General features: G+C 43.0%; 16 protein-coding genes. All 16 read left to right on the top strand.

Annotated elements, in window-relative coordinates; all coding sequences use genetic code 11:
• Positions 1-112: 112 nt before the first annotated feature.
• Positions 113-1,513, top strand: a complete 1,401-nt coding sequence (locus R7Z41_RS17500; protein ID WP_033906767.1) for an undecaprenyl-phosphate glucose phosphotransferase — start codon at positions 113-115, stop codon at positions 1,511-1,513.
• Between the two features lie 10 nt (positions 1,514-1,523).
• A complete protein-coding gene (locus R7Z41_RS17495; protein ID WP_225478241.1) occupies positions 1,524-2,729 on the top strand; it encodes an outer membrane beta-barrel protein in 1,206 nt (401 codons plus the stop codon).
• 12 nt (positions 2,730-2,741) lie between these two features.
• Entirely contained in the window at positions 2,742-3,275 is a 534-nt protein-coding gene (locus R7Z41_RS17490; protein WP_005375265.1) for a polysaccharide biosynthesis/export family protein, read from the top strand.
• 15 nt (positions 3,276-3,290) lie between these two features.
• Entirely contained in the window at positions 3,291-5,471 is a 2,181-nt protein-coding gene (locus R7Z41_RS17485) for a GumC family protein (protein ID WP_225478242.1), read from the top strand.
• Positions 5,449-6,276: a putative capsular polysaccharide synthesis family protein gene (locus R7Z41_RS17480; RefSeq protein WP_206958994.1), complete on the top strand. Its 828-nt coding sequence runs from the start codon at positions 5,449-5,451 to the stop codon at positions 6,274-6,276. Before R7Z41_RS17485 ends, R7Z41_RS17480 begins: the two co-directional genes overlap by 23 nt.
• Complete coding sequence (locus R7Z41_RS17475; RefSeq protein ID WP_318136390.1) at positions 6,251-7,297, top strand: glycosyltransferase; 1,047 nt, start codon at positions 6,251-6,253, stop codon at positions 7,295-7,297. The genes R7Z41_RS17480 and R7Z41_RS17475 overlap by 26 nt, the downstream gene beginning before the upstream one ends.
• Complete coding sequence (locus R7Z41_RS17470; RefSeq protein WP_395219570.1) at positions 7,272-8,492, top strand: O-antigen ligase family protein; 1,221 nt, start codon at positions 7,272-7,274, stop codon at positions 8,490-8,492. Before R7Z41_RS17475 ends, R7Z41_RS17470 begins: the two co-directional genes overlap by 26 nt.
• A gap of 15 nt (positions 8,493-8,507) precedes the next feature.
• Positions 8,508-9,341 carry a putative capsular polysaccharide synthesis family protein gene (locus tag R7Z41_RS17465; RefSeq protein ID WP_005375258.1) on the top strand — a complete coding sequence of 278 codons (834 nt, stop codon included), beginning with the start codon at positions 8,508-8,510 and terminating at the stop codon, positions 9,339-9,341.
• Positions 9,338-10,369 (top strand): glycosyltransferase family 4 protein, encoded by a 1,032-nt coding sequence (locus tag R7Z41_RS17460; protein ID WP_318136389.1) that lies wholly within the window; start codon positions 9,338-9,340, stop codon positions 10,367-10,369. Before R7Z41_RS17465 ends, R7Z41_RS17460 begins: the two co-directional genes overlap by 4 nt.
• A gap of 8 nt (positions 10,370-10,377) precedes the next feature.
• Positions 10,378-11,685, top strand: a complete 1,308-nt coding sequence (locus R7Z41_RS17455) for an oligosaccharide flippase family protein (RefSeq protein WP_205391388.1) — start codon at positions 10,378-10,380, stop codon at positions 11,683-11,685.
• A 2-nt stretch (positions 11,686-11,687) separates the two neighbouring features.
• Entirely contained in the window at positions 11,688-12,083 is a 396-nt protein-coding gene (locus R7Z41_RS17450; protein WP_031781000.1) for a VanZ family protein, read from the top strand.
• Positions 12,084-12,150: 67 nt separating this feature from the next.
• Positions 12,151-12,471: a N(4)-acetylcytidine aminohydrolase gene (gene yqfB / locus R7Z41_RS17445; RefSeq protein WP_005385855.1), complete on the top strand. Its 321-nt coding sequence runs from the start codon at positions 12,151-12,153 to the stop codon at positions 12,469-12,471.
• 50 nt (positions 12,472-12,521) lie between these two features.
• Positions 12,522-13,121, top strand: a complete 600-nt coding sequence (locus tag R7Z41_RS17440) for a TetR/AcrR family transcriptional regulator (RefSeq protein ID WP_005385858.1) — start codon at positions 12,522-12,524, stop codon at positions 13,119-13,121.
• A 151-nt stretch (positions 13,122-13,272) separates the two neighbouring features.
• Positions 13,273-14,307 (top strand): NADP-dependent oxidoreductase, encoded by a 1,035-nt coding sequence (locus R7Z41_RS17435; RefSeq protein ID WP_206970766.1) that lies wholly within the window; start codon positions 13,273-13,275, stop codon positions 14,305-14,307.
• A 14-nt stretch (positions 14,308-14,321) separates the two neighbouring features.
• The gene (locus R7Z41_RS17430) at positions 14,322-14,939 is read left to right on the top strand and encodes a glutathione S-transferase family protein (RefSeq protein ID WP_005375238.1); all 618 of its coding nucleotides are present in this window, start codon (positions 14,322-14,324) and stop codon (positions 14,937-14,939) included.
• A 291-nt stretch (positions 14,940-15,230) separates the two neighbouring features.
• Complete coding sequence (locus R7Z41_RS17425) at positions 15,231-16,670, top strand: catalase (RefSeq protein ID WP_017821260.1); 1,440 nt, start codon at positions 15,231-15,233, stop codon at positions 16,668-16,670.
• Positions 16,671-16,802: the final 132 nt, after the last annotated feature.

Below are 16,802 nucleotides of genomic sequence, written 5' to 3'. Positions count from 1 at the left end.
ACTCAGCAGCATTCAACAGAATGCTCTGTGCACCAACTACTAATAACGTTCACGACACGGCAATTGGGGAAGACACCCAAGGGCGGTAGCGTGTCAGAAGGGAAACTGAGTCATGAAACAAAAAGGACTTATCCGCTCTCATGAGATGGAGTTCGCTTTTTTATATCGCATCTCAGATCTTGCTGTCATCGTCTCTTTTATGCTGCTTTTAGTGTTCAAAGACATGAATACTGCGATGGGGAAAGATTACGTCATATTGGCTTTCGTTGGAGGCATCTCTTTTCTATTTATGGCAGAAAGCGGCAATCTGTATCGCTCTTGGCGAACCAGTTCGTTTAAAGAGCAGATGTTTATTGTCTGTGTTGCTTGGGCGGTGACTTCTGCACTTATCTTTATTGTGCTGTATTTTTCTGAAGTCCATACCTTATTTGATAACACAATTTTAGCGCTGTGGTTTGCGATTACGCCCGCTCTGCTTTTGGCATGGCGAGTAACGTTCCGTACCGGATTAGCCTATTTGAGAAAAAAAGGATTCAACACTCGCACTGCGATCATCATCGGCCAAACTCCTCACGGCATTACCCTAGCTAACGAAATTCAAAACCACACAGAACACGGCGTGCTTTTTGATGGCTTTTACGACGAACGATCTTCCGACAGATTGCCAAATTCTGATTATCCTATTAAAGGAGCTGTTGACCACGCCCTTGAGCGAGCTAAAAAAGGGGAAGTAGATTACGTCTATATCGCGATGCCAATGCACGCAAAAGAGCGCATTGCGTCACTTCTTAACCAATTCTCAGATACCACCGCAAATACGTATCTGATTCCCGACTTCTTCACTTATAACCTTTTACATTCTCGTTGGGCGCAGATCGGCCAAGTTCAAACACTAAGTGTCTTTGATACACCTTTTGCTGGAATTTCTTCTTGGGTAAAACGGTTTGAAGACATCTTGTTTTCGAGCATTATTTTGGTCTTAATCGCCCCTATTCTATTCGTCATTGCGATTGGCATTAAGGCAACGTCTAAAGGCCCTGTCATCTTTAAACAACATCGTTACGGTCTTGATGGACGCAAGATTGAAGTCTGGAAGTTCCGTTCAATGACAACCATGGATCAAGGTTCCAACGTGAAACAGGCGACAAAGAACGATCCTCGTATTACGCCTTTTGGCGGATTTCTACGTCGCACCTCTTTGGACGAACTACCTCAATTTATCAATGTACTGCAAGGGACCATGTCTATTGTCGGCCCACGCCCTCATGCCGTGGCACACAATGAAGAATACCGTCAGATCGTGGATCGCTACATGCTACGTCACAAAGTAAAACCAGGCATTACTGGCTGGGCACAGATTAATGGTTATCGCGGCGAAACCGACACCTTAGAAAAAATGGAAAAGAGAGTCGAGTTTGATTTGGATTACATCCACCATTGGTCGGTTTGGATGGACATCAAAATCATCTTTATGACCGTTTTCAAAGGCTTCACTGGTGCTAACGCTTACTAAGGTTGAGATTATGAAGAAACTGACAATGGCAATAGCATTGAGTCTGTTTTCTACTGACTTGCTCGCAGAACCGATGGCTTACCAAACCGAGTCTGGTATAGAGTTGATTCCCCTCGTAAAAATTTTCTACGAGGGAGATGACAACATCAATAAAGCGGAAAAATCCGGCAATGTAGAATCGGTCAATATTTGGGGTATAGAACCAAGCTTACTAGCACGTATAGAACGGAATCGCTATCGCGCAGATATTTTATATAAGTTAAAAGCTGGCTTTTCATCTGACGATCGCAACGACTTCGACGACCACACTTTTCAGTTTTCCAACTTTTTCGAATTTAATCATCGTCATCGTTTAGTGGTTGATTACCGTTTTCGCGCCCAGCATGAAGTTCGAGGAGAAGATATTACCGAAGGTAATGGTAGCGCAATCGACTCACCAATAGAGTTCAACCGTAACGATGTAAAAACCAATTATGTCTTTGGATCTAACGGTGCCAAAGGCAGACTCGAATTCGGTTTAGGCTATAGTGATAAAACCTATCAAAACTATCGTGACGGCTTGCCTGGGCGCCCAAACGCTAAAACTAAATACAACGATTTTCGAGCTCCCAATGCACATTTGGAGTTCTATTTAAGAGCGACGCCAAGAACCTATTGGTTAGTCGGAACAAACCAAATCGTAACCGAGTATCAGCACCGAAATTCTGCGCAGCCATCGAAAGATAACAACACCAGTTTCTATTACACCGGTGCCGAATGGGAAGTCACAGGAAAAACCAAAGGCATCGCTCGACTCGGTTATCAAATCAAAGATTTTGACAGCGCTCAACGAGAGACATTTAAAGGCTTTAGTTGGGATATCGGCTTTGAATGGTTGCCTCAAGAACAAACTCTAGTCAGCGTGAAAACCACTCAAGCGGCGGTTAACCCCGATCAAGATGGCGATTACAACCTACAAACTCGTTACCGACTGAACCTGAAGCACGATTGGAATAGTTACCTTGCAACTCGCTTAGGTGCTGTTTATCAACAAGATGATTACACGGGAATCTCCAGAAACGACGATCGGTACACTCTATCTTTTGGTATCGATTATCAGATCAAACGTTGGATACAGCTGCAAGCCGATTGGCAATACCAAGATAAAAACTCTAGCCGATCGGGTTATAGCTTCGAACAAAATATTTGGACTTTAAGCGCACAGTTTTCTCTGTAAAAAGGATTATTAATGAAGGCATTCATCAAATTCATGAGTGTAGCGTTGTTGCTATTTAGCACTTTGGTCAACGCTGACTCAAACGAGGAAGATTACTTACTCGATACTGGCGATACCATTTCCGTGCAGGTCTATGGTGAAGAAGATCTTACGATTAAAAATATTCTAATAACGTCAGATGGCTACTTTGATTACCCCTACCTTGGCCGAATTAAAGCAATCAAAAAAACACCAAAACAACTCAAGTACGAAATAGAAACGGGCTTAAAAGGCGATTATCTCATCAATCCAAAAGTGATGGTCACCATCAATAACTTTCGTCTGTTTTACGTTAATGGAGAAGTCAGGAAACCTGGTGGATTTGAGTACCGTCCAGGGTTAACCATAGAGAAGGCCATCGCTCTAGCAGGTGGCTTGACCGACAGAGCCTCACGCAAAGGCATTAACCTCACCAAGCATAAAACAGGTCAAACGATGGAGGGGGTCAGTATGCACCGCAACGTTGAACCTGGTGACATTGTATTTATTGACCAGAGCTTCTTTTAAGTGACAGGGAATCAAATGAACGGGACTCATCCAAATAATCTCCAGATGAACAAAGTAGAACTGATTCGTTTTGGCCATCACTTCAAAGCGATTAAAAAGAATTGGCTAAGCATCGCAGCATTCACGCTTCTGTTCTCATTAACTTGTACTTGGTATATCTACTCCAAAGCATCGATATACCAAGCTACAGCTACGCTACTCATCCAAGAGGAGCAAAAAAGCGCCCTTTCAATCGAGGAAGTATATGGCGTCGACACGACAAAAAAAGAGTACTTTCAAACGCAAATCGCCATTTTAAAATCGAATCATATTGCAGATAAGGTCATTAGGGAGCTGAACCTCACCCAATTACCTGAATTCACAAGCTCAGGGGGGTTAAATAAAAAAATCGACCAAATAAAGTCGATTCCTTTTGTTCAAGACCTACTGAATGTGGCACCAAGCCCAAAAGAAACCGCGCAGTTTTCAGAGTCCTATTATCAGGCACTTCAAGCTTTCAGAAGTAAACTCGATATTGAGCCAGTACGTAACACCCAATTAGTCAGAATTCGCTTTCGTTCTACCGATCCTAAGCTTGCGACGACAATCGCCAACGCGGTCGGCCAAGCCTACATTGACGCAAATTTTGAAGCCAAATTGGTCGTTACACAAAATGCGGCTACTTGGTTGACAAACAACTCTCAAAAATTGGAGGAGCGATTACGTAACTCGGAGCAGGCGCTGCAAGAATTCTTGTTAAAAGAAGGGTTGATCGATATAAATGGTATTGATGAAATTTACGCAAATGAGCTAGAAGAACTCACTCGCAAGCTGAATATCGCTGTTAATAAGCGTATTGAAGCGCAGACGTTAATCCAACTGTTACGACGTAAATCTTCGCAAAGTTTAGACAGCTTGTTGTCAATTGATGAATTCGCTAATCAAGCGCAAATCCGCGATCTAAAATTGTCGGAAGCACAGGCAGCCAAAAATCTCTCTGAACTGGCACAGCGCTACGGACCTAAGCATGATCGAATGATTCAGGCGAAAGCGCAGCTTGCTGAAATTCAATCTAGAACCCAGCAACTCATCCGTGACATTTCCTTCAGTAAGCAACAAGACCTTCTTGCTGCAAAAGCGCAAGAGGACATGCTTCGAGCAGAACTCGATAACAAAAAGTCAGACTTCCAATCGTTAGGGTCACAAAAAGCGCGTTACGAACAGTTAAAACGCGAGGTTGAATCCAATAAGGCACTCTATGAAGCGTTCTTAAATCGTGAGAAAGAGACCAACGCCACCAGCGACTACAAGAATGTCACTGCTCGCTTTACTGATAAAGCCATCATTCCTCTATTCCCGGTGGCACCACAACGAATCAAACTGGTACTAATTGCCACCTTTTTTGGCTTTGCCATTGCTTGCGCTCTAGTCATCATCTTAGAAACGATGCGAGAAGTTATCCGAAGCACAACCGATGTGCAGGAAAAACTTGGTGTTACGTGTTTAGGTGTGATTCCTATGGTCAAAAAACGCAATTTGCGTAAAAACGGCGTCAGTTATACCGCGTATTTAGATGATGAAGAAAAGCTATTTAGTGAAGCTTGCCGCTCAGTCAGAACCTCGCTTCTGCTCAGATTAACCAACACGAAGCAAAAGATATTGCCCTTTACCTCTGCTATTCCAGAAGAAGGAAAAACATCAACCAGTATCAATATGGCGGTGTCGTTTTCAAAAATGGAAAAGGTGTTGATCATCGACTGCGATTTACGTCGACCTTCCATCGCAAAGCGATTCGGTATTGCTGAATCAAGCCCTGGCTTAACGCATATCCTGACGATGGATACGCCAATCAAAGATTGTGTTACACATATAAAAGAAGCCAACTTAGATGTATTACCGGCGGGCCTAATTCCGCCAAACCCACAGGAATTATTGGCTTCTGATCGCTTTAAAAAGTTGCTCGAACATTTTCAAAATAAGTATGACCGGATCATTATCGATACACCGCCCCTACTGTCAGTGAGTGACGCACTTATTCTTGGTCAGTATGCCAATGGTCTGATCACCGTCATTCGCTCAGAATCAACAAAATCATCACTGGTTAACCTTGCGTTATCTAAACAAATACAACACTCAGTTCCATCTCTTGGCGTCTTAATCACACAAGCCAAGGCCAAGGAAGGAGAGACGCTTTATGTCCAGAAATACGCCTACTAACGTAAACCTATCTTGGTACCAAACCTTGAAAAGCCAAGAACAACCGGTATTGATCTATCAAATGGGCAAAGTAGGTTCGAGTGCATTAGAGCATTCCATTCCTGACTCGATTCACTTGCACGACCTTATGACCGTCGATGCGCAAAAACAAATATCCCCCGTTAGAGCGCAATTGCATAAGCCTCAGATCAATGCGTTAAAGCGACGACTAAAGCGCATAACGATGAGCCGCATGTTAAAGCGTAAGAAAAAAGTTCGAATTATCTCGCTGGTGCGTGAACCGATCGGACGAAATGTCTCAATGTTCTTTCAAGCACTTCCTTTTTGGATGGCGGACAAATATCTAAAGGATGACAGCGCAATACGTACCGAACGACCGCAATTACTCCAAGAAGCATTTGATAAGCACATGAATCATCAATATGCGCTGCAGTGGTTTGACAACGAGATCAAACAACTAACAGGGATTGATGTGTTTAACGAGTCTTTTAATCACGAAGTAGGCTATCAAACATACCATAACAATAACTTCTCACTGTTGGTCATTCGAAGTGACAAGCTAACGAAGGCTAACTCCGCAGTTGAAGACTTTTTAGGTTACCCCGTGGATGTTGTTTATGAAAATCAATCAGACAACAAATGGTACTCGCCACTAATGAAAGAATTCAAAACGCAATTTCAACCTACACCCGAGTACGTTGAAGAAATGTTCTCATCAAAATTAGCACAACGTTTCTTTTCAAACTCTGAAATCCTATCACTCAAGGAAAAGTATTTAAATGAAAATACTACACATAATCAATGACTTATCTAGCAATGGTGGAGCACAGCGCTTTCTTGTAGATCTAGTAGTCCAGCATATGCCTCAATATAAAATACGAGTTCTCATTCTTAATCCAGACAATGATTTCGAGGAAAAACTGAAAGAAAGTGAAGTGACGTGCTATGTTTGGAAGTCACTGTCTCTAATTGAAAAATGGAAAATACTCCAATGGCCAGATTTGGTACATAGTCATTTATTTCCTTCTATATACCTCGCTCTATTTTCCTTTGGAAAAAGGAAAATACAAACAGAACATAACACAACTAATCGACGCAGGGACTATCCATTATTTAAGTTTATGGAGCACCTTCTTTATATGAGCAATGACAAAACTATTTGCATCACTCACAAGGTTCAAGAAGCATTAGTTAAATTCATACCAGCATACAAAGACCGCTATGAAGTAATATTCAATGGTGTAGATCTTCATCGATTCTCTAGACAACCTAAATTATATAAGGCGCTAGAAAAAAAAGGAGTTATAAACATAGGAATGGTTGGTAGGCTTCATCACTATAAGGACCACGATACATTAATATGTGCAATAGCTAAATTACCAGAAAACTACCACCTCCATCTAGCTGGAGACGGAGAAAAAAAACAAGTTCTTAGAAAAAAAGCAAAAGATTTGAACTGCGATCATCGTATACATTGGTATGGTATCACATCTGACATTCCTCGATTCTTATCTAGTCTCGATCTGTATGTGCAATCTTCAATAGTAGAAGGTTTTGGTCTTGCGGCTGTAGAGGCTATGGCTGAAGGGTTACCAGTTCTAGGCTCGGACGTCCCCGGACTAAATGAAGTAATCGGAGATAAAACTTATTTATTTAAACAAGGTCAATCCGATGACTTAATAACAAAAATACTTCACATAGTGGGTAGTAAAAGCTCCTATGAAGCTGCTTCCTGTTTTTTTGTCGAACGTTGTAACCAGTTTACTTTGAATAACTTTAGGAACAGCTATTACAAAATTTATGATGAACTTTGTACCGATAAATAACCAAACTCCGATAATAGCTGCGTGCTTACTAACATTGTTCTTTATTCCTATGAAGTTTCGTGCTGGAGGAATAGCGCTAGCCCCTTCTGACATCGCAAGCCTTTTGTCCATTGGTTTTACTGCATTAGTGGTATTGGAAGGAAAAGCTGAAAAACTCATGCATCCCTGTATGGGGTTCCTCGTATTGTTCACTGGGTATGTGTTCATAAATGGTCTGCTAAATCGCGTCCCTTTAATGCCGCTAGTTATAGAAACTGTGCAATGGTTAGCGATTTTGTGCCTACTGAGCCTAATGTACGCCTATGGCGTGTTTGATGACGAACGGGTAATGGTTTATTTCACGTATCTGTTGTTTTTCATCTGTACGCTCGTTGCCTTATGGCACTTTGCTCAGGGCTATCAAAGCGGGTTTAAGTTACTCGGGGTAAGTAAATACGGGTTCGGTGTACTGTGCTCGCTACTGTACCTTTATCGAGATAAAATTCGCGCTTTCCACCTTTTGATGCTCGTAGCTTTAGTATTACTGGTGTTGTCACAAGAAAGAAAAGCGCTACTTGGTTTTTGTCTGCTTTTCTTCTTTGACCAACTGCTCGTAAAAAACTTAATGAGAAAATCGCTCAGCGAAACGTACACGTGGACGATTTTATTAGCCTTAAGCTTCATTGTGTTTACTGCCGTCACAACCACACTCTACGTTGGGTTTGAAACGCTAGCAGACACATTGGAAATAACCCAAGAAGACGTCTTATTTGCCAACCAAAGTGAAGCCCGCTGGGTATCGAATCTTCATAGAAAACTTTTACTTGCCAATGGGCTAGATATTTTATTTCAACACCCGGTGTTAGGTGTCGGCGCGAAAATGTTACCCAACTTTATGATCAGTTACTTTAATTATGATGAGCTGGCGATCTACACCCACAACTTTGTGTTAGATACCGCAATTGAATACGGATTGCTTGGTATCGGTCTGCTGTTTGGTGGTTATTTTCTTTTTATTCGCTTTTGCTTCCGTAGTCTTAATGAAAACAGAAAAAGCCTATTACTTGCGATATACGCCCTCATCATGGTGTTTTTCGTTGCGGTAAACACCACCATAATTTTAATACTCTTATTACCCGTCATGATCAGCATTAGCAACGACTCAAGGGCCATTGCTCATACTTTTCCGGTAAACCATCACCACGAATATGAATAATCAAGGATAGGATAGATGAAGTATTCAATCTCTCGACAATTTGAAAAGAACCGAGAACTCCAAGCTGATAATTTTGTTTTAGTTTACCAAATGGGCAAAGTTGGCTCCTCATCAATTGAGCACACGCTAGGGGAGAAAAATATCCCGAGCTATCACATCCACACCTTTGATGATCACGAAGAATTTCACATGTATCACAATAAAAAAGACGTGAGTAAATTCTTCGACTTCCGAAACCGCGCACTCTATCGCTTAGTGCTCAAGCAGCGAAAACGTATCTTACAAAAACGCGAGCAGATTAAAATCGTTACGCTGGTCCGCGATCCAATCGCAACTGTCTTTTCTCGTTTCTTTCAAGACCTCCATTTGCAATTTATCGAAGGCAAAAAGAATGATGCAATTCACCGAGATATGGAAGTCACGTATCAGCACCTCGAGCATTGCTTTGATAACTATATCAATCTCAACTATTTTGCGGACTGGTTCGACAACGAGTTAAAGCGTAATTTCAATATCGATGTGATGCGCCAAGAGCTGGACAACACTCAACCTTTCTTCACATTCCAGAACGATCAGGCCAACGTCATGCTAATCAAATGCGAACAGCTCAGTTCTCTTGATAAAGAAATCGGTGAGTTTCTTGAGTTGCAAGACTTCGTACTGAAAAACAGCAACGAAGCGAAAAACAAGTGGTACTCCAATATCCACCAACACTTTAAGAATCACTACGACTTCTCAAAACTGTTCTATATGTACGATCTTCCCTTGTATCGCCACGTTTATTCAGAGCAAGAGCGTGATGCTTTTAAACACAAATGGATGCAAACACCAGGGACAAAATCATCATGAAGAAAGTGCTCCATGTTACAGAAGCATTTGGAAGTGGCGTTCAAACCGCCCTCTATAGTTATGTTCACTCATCCAGAGACGAGCCTTATCAGCATTTCTTGCTAGCCAGAGCCCGAGAAAACGACTTGACCAATGAGAACAACCACCACATTTTCGTACAGACAAAGTGGGTAGAAGGCGGCTTGCTTCAATTTATTCGCGATGCAAACCACATGATTGCATCACTTGGTCCCGACGTCGTGCATTTGCACTCGAGTAAAGCAGGATTTCTCGGCCGATTTCTAAAGCTTGGCAAGGCACGCTTGGTTTACACACCGCACTGTTATGCCTTCGAACGTGAAGATATCTCAGAGCTTGCACGCCAGATCTATAAAGCACTAGAGAAAGTAAAACTGAGCAAAATTGATGTGGTTGCAGGCTGTAGCCAACGAGAGTGTGACCTAGCCATTAGCATTGGTGCGAAACGTGCCGAATTGCTCAACAACTACGTGTCTTATCAAAGTGAAGATCGTATAGAGCGAAACAAGCAAGAAGCGCTGAAGCTCGTTGTACTTGGTCGTGTCGCGCCCCAAAAAGATCCTCAGTTTCTTATCAACACATTGCAGTTCCTTAATCGGTATGCGCTTAACCGCCCGATAGAGATCACATGGATAGGTGGCGGTGACCACGTACTCGAACAGAAATTACGTACTGAAAATGTGGATGTAACGGGTATGCTGCCTCGCGATGAGGTAGTTGAAAAGCTCAAGGGTTCAGACCTTTATCTACACACTGCAGCATGGGAAGGGATGCCGTTAACCATTCTAGAAGCATCCAAGTTACATCTTCCTATGGTTATTCGGACCATCGGCGCAACCAAAGATCTCAACTACCCGTTTTTAGCGCTCACACCTGAAGAAATGACCAAGCAGATCGCGCATTGTGTCAATCATTATGAAGAGATCGATTTTCGCCAATATACAGCACAATTAAACGATGCCTTCAGTGAAGAAAAGCAGCGCCTCGCACTCAATAATATTTACGGTTAAATGCCCCTATGTTTCACACTGTTCAACAAAAATTACTGTTGATGCCCAGCGGTAAAAAAAGCTTGTTATCTACTGGATTAAAAACCGCAATCACACGTGTGTTGAGTGCGCTATTTGCTTTTTTACTGACTCTGATTGTATCGAAGACCAGTGACGCTTCGACGGCCGGTCAATTTTTCTTTTTATTCAACCTAGTCTCGCTACTCGCCATCGTTTCTCAGCTAGGTTTTGATGTCTCGTTAGTTCGTTACAATGCGATCGCTTTTAATAACAAAGAGAAGCTTGAACAAAGCCAAAACTATAAAACCGCACTTTATCGAAGTATGGCATTTTGCTTGCTCGCCATAGGCGTTTTGTTGGCAGGGTTTAATCTGTTTCCAGAACAGCTAAACCAGACTCAATCACCAATGTATGCGATTACTTTATGCTTGCTTTGCATACCTTTCTTGGTGCTTGCGCAAACCAACAGTCGGGTGCTTCAAGCATGTAGAAAAGTCGTATCATCTCTGTTTGCGTTGCAGCTTGGGGTAAGCATGTTGATGGTCATTTTTGTCTTTGCCCTAGACTATATCGGTCAGCAAAATATCAACAATCTAATGACCGCACTGCTTTTAGCGAGCATAGGTGTCGCGGTCATATCTAGTGCCAATTGGCTTGGCTCAGATCAATATCAAACATCGGCTTTCGTACCAAACAAAAAAATGGTCTCTTCTGCCAAGCAAGTCTGGGTTGGCAGTATCTTCACGAATGTTCTTCAATGGGGAAGCCTTGTTATTGCGGGCTTTTTTATCTCAACAGCGGAAATCGGTTTGTTAGCCGCAGCCCAACGCACATCACTACTGATTGGCTTTGTGCTGATTACCATTAACTTTGTGGTCGCCCCGATGTTTGCCTCTCTCTACAAAGAGCGTCAAATGCTCAAACTGCAGAACCTGAGCCGCTTGGCGTGCCGAGCCAATGTTGGTTTAGCGATTGTACCCGTAATTATTTGCACCCTCTTCCCCGAGTTTGTAATGCAGTTTTTTGGTGAGGAGTTTCTCGCCGCGGCGCCACTATTAGTCGTCCTTTCTCTGGGGCAGTTAGTCAATGTTGCGACTGGTTCAGTAGGGTTTTTATTATTAATGAGCGGTCATGAGAGAACCATGAAATACATTACAATTTCCTCCGGTACGGTGTCTATCTGCCTACTTGTTACGCTTTGCCAAATGTTTGGGGTGATTGGTGCAGCGTGGGCAATGGCAATTGGCATGGCTATCCAGAATTTAGCTGCACTGTACTTTGTAAAACGTTACTTAGGCTTCTTTCCAATAGGTTAATTATGGCTTTAATACTGGCACGCACGAGTTTTGTTTTAGTCCTGATGCTAACCGCTTCACTCTCTTTGTGGAAAAGCTCTGACCTACACCATACTGCTTACCTGCAAATGGAAACCTACTTAGGCGGATCGAGTACGCTTCACTTTACTTTCAGTTTATTGATCGGCTTTTTATCGGTTTTCACGTTCCCTTCTCTGGTGAGCTCGAATAAAACCGACATTTTTGGGATTCGTCTTTTGCTACTGCTGTTGGCTATCGTTTCAATGGAAGAAATAAGCCAACTTTTTATTCCAAATCGATCATTTAGTTTTGATGATCTCAGCACCAACTGGATAGGCGTTATCTCAGGTTACTTTAGTGCCAAGTTAATTCGTTTCATCCGCGCTCGATCGTTCTAGTAAGACAGGAATCTCTGGGGTATTTGGGTATATAATTACGCCAAACAACCAGACTAACGAGTACATCATGCCATCTCATCCAACCAAGATTACTTTTTTTGAATTCTTAACCCCGTTGATCACGTCAGGCAAAAAGACGATAACGATTCGAGATGAATCAGAAAGCCATTACGTTCCCAATACAGAAGTCGAAGTTTTTACCTTAGAAACGGATCGTAAAGTCTGCGATATCAAGATACGTTCTGTAGAACCACTTCACTTTGAAGATATTAATGAGTTTCATGCAGAACAAGAAGCCATCGAACTACCAAAACTCAAGCAGTTAATTCGAGAAATCTACCCAAATACCGACACGCTCTTTGTTATTGAGTATGAGCTGATTAAATAACCCACAACAAATACTAGACGACTGGTCTAATTCATTCTATAGTACACTTCATGAACGCAAAGACGAATGACACACGCCAACATATTCTCGACGTCGGATATGAGTTGATCGTAAACCGAGGGTTCACGAGTGTTGGTCTTTCAGAGCTATTAAAAAAGGCCGCAGTGCCAAAAGGCTCGTTTTATCATTACTTCAAATCCAAAGAACAATTTGGTGAAGCGATGATTCAAGACTACTTTACTAAGTATTTTGAGCGTTTAAACGCACGCTTTACCAATACTGAACTGAGTGGCTACCAACGCCTAATGAGCTATTTCGAAGAAATGGTCAAAGTAGAAGACGACGTGTGTAATGCGAACAAATGTTTATTGGTCAAGTTAAGTGCAGAAGTCTCCGATCTCTCTGAGTCAATGCGCTTGGCATTACGCCAAGGAGCAGACAAAACCATTCAAGCGATAGCGGATTGCATAGACATCGGCATTCAAGATGGCTCAATCCCCAATGGTGACAGTGCGTTATTAGCAAGGCAGATATACTACCTTTGGAATGGCGCTAGCTTGCTGAACAAACTTTATCAAGATCAGGCAGCATTGACGCAAAGTCTGACCTATACTCAACACTTACTGCAGAATACGCGCACTTGTCCATAACAGGCGGCGTGGAAGCAGAATGAACACCCTACACACGTTTCACTGTCAGAAAAAGCGTCAGTGTTAACACAGTAAACCTTCCCGCTTTAAATAAGCGGGATATTTTGAAATAAATACTAGACGACCGGTCTAATCAACAAGTGAGATAGATATGACTAACGCAACAAATCGCAGAATCGTACTCGCGTCACGTCCCCATGGTGCACCGACACAAGAAAACTTTCGTTTAGAAGAGGTAACGAAACCGACTCCGAAAGAGGGTGAAATGCTATTGAGAACGGTTTATTTATCTCTAGATCCATACATGCGTGGTCGCATGAGTGATGCCGAATCATACGCTGACCCTGTTGCAATTGATGACGTAATGGTCGGTGGTACAGTTTGTCAGGTAGAAACATCAAACCACCCAGATTACGAAGCGGGTGAATGGGTTCTTGCCTACACTGTTGGCTGGCAAGACTACGCTATCTCAACTGGTGAGATGGTCATTAAACTTGGTAAAGAACCGCAAAACCCTTCTTACGCGTTAGGCGTTGCAGGTATGCCAGGATTTACCGCGTACATGGGTTTACTCGACATTGGTCAGCCAAAACCAGGGGAAACCATCGTGGTAGCAGCTGCTACGGGGCCTGTAGGCGCAACAGTTGGTCAAATTGGTAAAATCAAAGGTTGCCGAGTTGTTGGTATAGCAGGCGGAGAAGAAAAATGCCGTTACGCTAAAGAGGTGCTTGGTTTCGATGAGTGTATTGATCACAAAGCTGAAGACTTTGCAGAACAACTGAAAAATGCCTGTGACAAAGGTATCGATGTTTACTTCGAAAACGTAGGTGGCAAAGTATTCGAGGCTGTAATGCCACTTCTGAATACAAATGCGCGTATCCCACTTTGTGGTTTGATTTCTCAGTACAACGCGACAGAGCAGCCTGAAGGTACCGACCACCTTCCATTACTAATGGGTAAGCTCCTGACCAAACGAATCAAGGTGCAAGGCTTCATCATTTTTGATGATTACGGACATCGTTACGGTGAATTTGCGCAAGATATTAATCAATGGTTGGCAGAAGGAAAGATCCAATACTGCGAACATCTAGTACAAGGACTGGATAATGCGCCAGAAGCATTCATCGGTCTGTTGGAAGGTAAGAATTTCGGCAAGCTTGTAGTACAGATTAACGACCCATTATAAAAAGGGATATGTAAATGATTAAACTTCACCACCTCAATCAGTCTCGTTCAAAGCGCATCATTTGGTTACTTGAAGAGCTAGATGTAAATTACGAAATTGTACCCTATGTCCGTGATTCCGTGACCTTCATGGCACCGCCAGAACTAAAAAGTGTTCACCCATTAGGAAAGTCACCTGTTCTTGAAGATAACGGCGAGATTATCATTGAGTCAGGTGCAATGACCGAATATTTGATTGAGAAATACAGTGACGGAGCCTTTGCTCCTGAGCGTGGTACAAAAGCACACACAGAATATTTGCAATGGATGCACTTTGCAGAAAGCTCTGCAATTTTACCTATGTTGCTAAAAATCTTCGTAAGCAAAGAGCCAAATGAAACTCAGTTTTTATCAGGCTATGCCGACAAGGAAGCAATGAATGTACTAGGCTACTTCGAGCAATCCTTAGAAGGCAAAACTTACCTAGTAGAAGAGCGTCTGACTGGCGCTGACATCATGATGTCTTTCATTGTCGAATTGGTTCAAAAGTTTGGTTTAGTTAATCACTTCCCTAATATTGAACGTTATGGGAAACAGCTCGCGACACACCCAGCATTTGCAAAAGCTGAACAACTTGAAGTGAAGTACTCTTAATTACTTCCCCCCTTTCGCCCCTTTGATCACACGTAAAACTTCATTTAAGGGGCGATATTACTAGCATCGCAGACACGCTAACTGGATAGCGCTCCCCCCCAGTCAATCGCTTTCGAGAACGCCGATTGTTATGTCAATCAAGCTAATGTAGTAAATTTCTGATTCTAATATAGTTTCGACCATAGTCACCATCTATTGAATTGATAAGCAATATCAGTTTTCTCCCCCAGCTTTTCCGTAATAACCTCCTCTACAGTTTCTAAGGTATTGAACCCTGGAGGGGGAAGAAAAATGACAAACAAGAAATTGACTACAGCAGCAGGTTGCCCTGTCGCACATAACCAAAACGTTATGACTGCAGGTCCTCGTGGCCCTCAACTATTACAAGACGTTTGGTTCCTTGAAAAATTGGCACACTTTGACCGCGAAGTGATCCCAGAGCGTCGTATGCACGCAAAAGGTTCTGGTGCTTACGGTACGTTCACAGTAACGCACGACATCACAAAATACACTCGCGCTAAGATCTTCTCTGACATCGGCAAAAAAACAGAACTATTCGCTCGCTTCACTACCGTAGCTGGTGAGCGCGGTGCTGCAGACGCAGAACGCGACATCCGTGGTTTCGCACTTAAATTCTACACTGAAGAAGGTAACTGGGACTTGGTTGGTAACAACACACCAGTATTCTTCCTACGTGACCCACTAAAATTCCCAGACCTAAACCACGCAGTAAAACGCGACCCTCGCACTAACATGCGTAGCTCTACCAACAACTGGGATTTCTGGACATCACTACCAGAAGCATTCCACCAAGTGACTATCGTAATGAGTGACCGTGGTATCCCAGCTTCTTACCGTCATATGCATGGTTTTGGTAGCCACACATTCAGCTTCATCAACGCAGAAAACGAACGTTACTGGGTGAAATTCCACTTCAAAACTCAACAAGGCATCAAGAACCTGACTGACCAAGAAGCAGAAGCCATCGTAGGTAAAGACCGCGAAAGCCATCACCGTGACCTTTACGAAGCGATTGAGCGTCAAGACTTCCCTAAATGGAAGATGTACGTACAGATCATGCCTGAGTTAGAAGCGGATGAAGTCAACTTCAACCCATTCGACCTAACACGTGTATGGTCTCAAAAAGACTACCCACTGATCCCAGTTGGTGAGTTCGAACTGAACCGTAACCCAGAAAACTTCTACGCAGAAGTTGAGCAATCAGCGTTTAACCCAGCAGCAGTTGTACCTGGTATCGGCTTCTCTCCAGATAAGATGCTACAAGGTCGTCTGTTCGCTTACGGCGATGCTCAGCGTTACCGTCTAGGTGTGAACCATCATCAAATCCCAGTGAACGCACCTCGTTGCCCTGTTCACAGCTACCACCGTGATGGCGCAATGCGCGTTGATGGCAACTTTGGTTCAACACTGGGTTACGAGCCAAACTACAAACAAGAATGGGCAGAGCAACCAGATTACTCTGAGCCACCTCTACGCATCAATGGCAACGCTGATCACTACGATCATCGTGTAGACGAAGACTACTTCAGCCAAGCGGGTGACCTATTCCGTCTGATGAGCGAAGAGCAACGTCAAACTCTGTTCGATAACACAGCTCGCGCAATGGACGGTGTGCCAGAGTTCATCCAACAGCGCCACGTTCAACACGCATACCAAGCGGACGAAGCGTACGGCAAAGGTCTTGAAATTGCACTAGGCTTAAACAAGTAAGCGAACGCTGCAATCATTACACTGCGTGATTTAAAGACGAAAAAAGGAGGTGCTCTACAGCACCTCCTGATTTCAAATCACTAATCCTTAATCACAAGTCACAAACCATGCTCAAGGAGATTCATTATGATT

The sequence above is a fragment of the Vibrio sp. 1457 genome, from assembly GCF_033340195.1.
GTDB classification, from domain to species: Bacteria; Pseudomonadota; Gammaproteobacteria; order Enterobacterales; family Vibrionaceae; genus Vibrio; species Vibrio alginolyticus.
Note: the sequence above shows the minus strand (reverse complement) of the source record. Positions and strands in the feature narration are given on the sequence as shown.

Excerpts from the sequence above, each read along its gene's own strand:
- R7Z41_RS17425 (WP_017821260.1), top strand. The coding sequence starts at position 15,231 with ATGACAAACAAGAAATTGACTACAGCAGCAGGTTGCCCTGTCGCACAT.
- R7Z41_RS17475 (WP_318136390.1), top strand. The coding sequence starts at position 6,251 with ATGAAAATACTACACATAATCAATGACTTATCTAGCAATGGTGGAGCA.
- R7Z41_RS17465 (WP_005375258.1), top strand. The coding sequence starts at position 8,508 with ATGAAGTATTCAATCTCTCGACAATTTGAAAAGAACCGAGAACTCCAA.
- R7Z41_RS17495 (WP_225478241.1), top strand. The coding sequence starts at position 1,524 with ATGAAGAAACTGACAATGGCAATAGCATTGAGTCTGTTTTCTACTGAC.
- R7Z41_RS17455 (WP_205391388.1), top strand. The coding sequence starts at position 10,378 with ATGTTTCACACTGTTCAACAAAAATTACTGTTGATGCCCAGCGGTAAA.
- R7Z41_RS17485 (WP_225478242.1), top strand. The coding sequence starts at position 3,291 with ATGAACGGGACTCATCCAAATAATCTCCAGATGAACAAAGTAGAACTG.
- R7Z41_RS17490 (WP_005375265.1), top strand. The coding sequence starts at position 2,742 with ATGAAGGCATTCATCAAATTCATGAGTGTAGCGTTGTTGCTATTTAGC.
- R7Z41_RS17460 (WP_318136389.1), top strand. The coding sequence starts at position 9,338 with ATGAAGAAAGTGCTCCATGTTACAGAAGCATTTGGAAGTGGCGTTCAA.
- R7Z41_RS17430 (WP_005375238.1), top strand. The coding sequence starts at position 14,322 with ATGATTAAACTTCACCACCTCAATCAGTCTCGTTCAAAGCGCATCATT.
- R7Z41_RS17480 (WP_206958994.1), top strand. The coding sequence starts at position 5,449 with ATGTCCAGAAATACGCCTACTAACGTAAACCTATCTTGGTACCAAACC.
- R7Z41_RS17435 (WP_206970766.1), top strand. The coding sequence starts at position 13,273 with ATGACTAACGCAACAAATCGCAGAATCGTACTCGCGTCACGTCCCCAT.
- R7Z41_RS17440 (WP_005385858.1), top strand. The coding sequence starts at position 12,522 with ATGAACGCAAAGACGAATGACACACGCCAACATATTCTCGACGTCGGA.
- yqfB (WP_005385855.1), top strand. The coding sequence starts at position 12,151 with ATGCCATCTCATCCAACCAAGATTACTTTTTTTGAATTCTTAACCCCG.
- R7Z41_RS17450 (WP_031781000.1), top strand. The coding sequence starts at position 11,688 with ATGGCTTTAATACTGGCACGCACGAGTTTTGTTTTAGTCCTGATGCTA.
- R7Z41_RS17500 (WP_033906767.1), top strand. The coding sequence starts at position 113 with ATGAAACAAAAAGGACTTATCCGCTCTCATGAGATGGAGTTCGCTTTT.
- R7Z41_RS17470 (WP_395219570.1), top strand. The coding sequence starts at position 7,272 with ATGATGAACTTTGTACCGATAAATAACCAAACTCCGATAATAGCTGCG.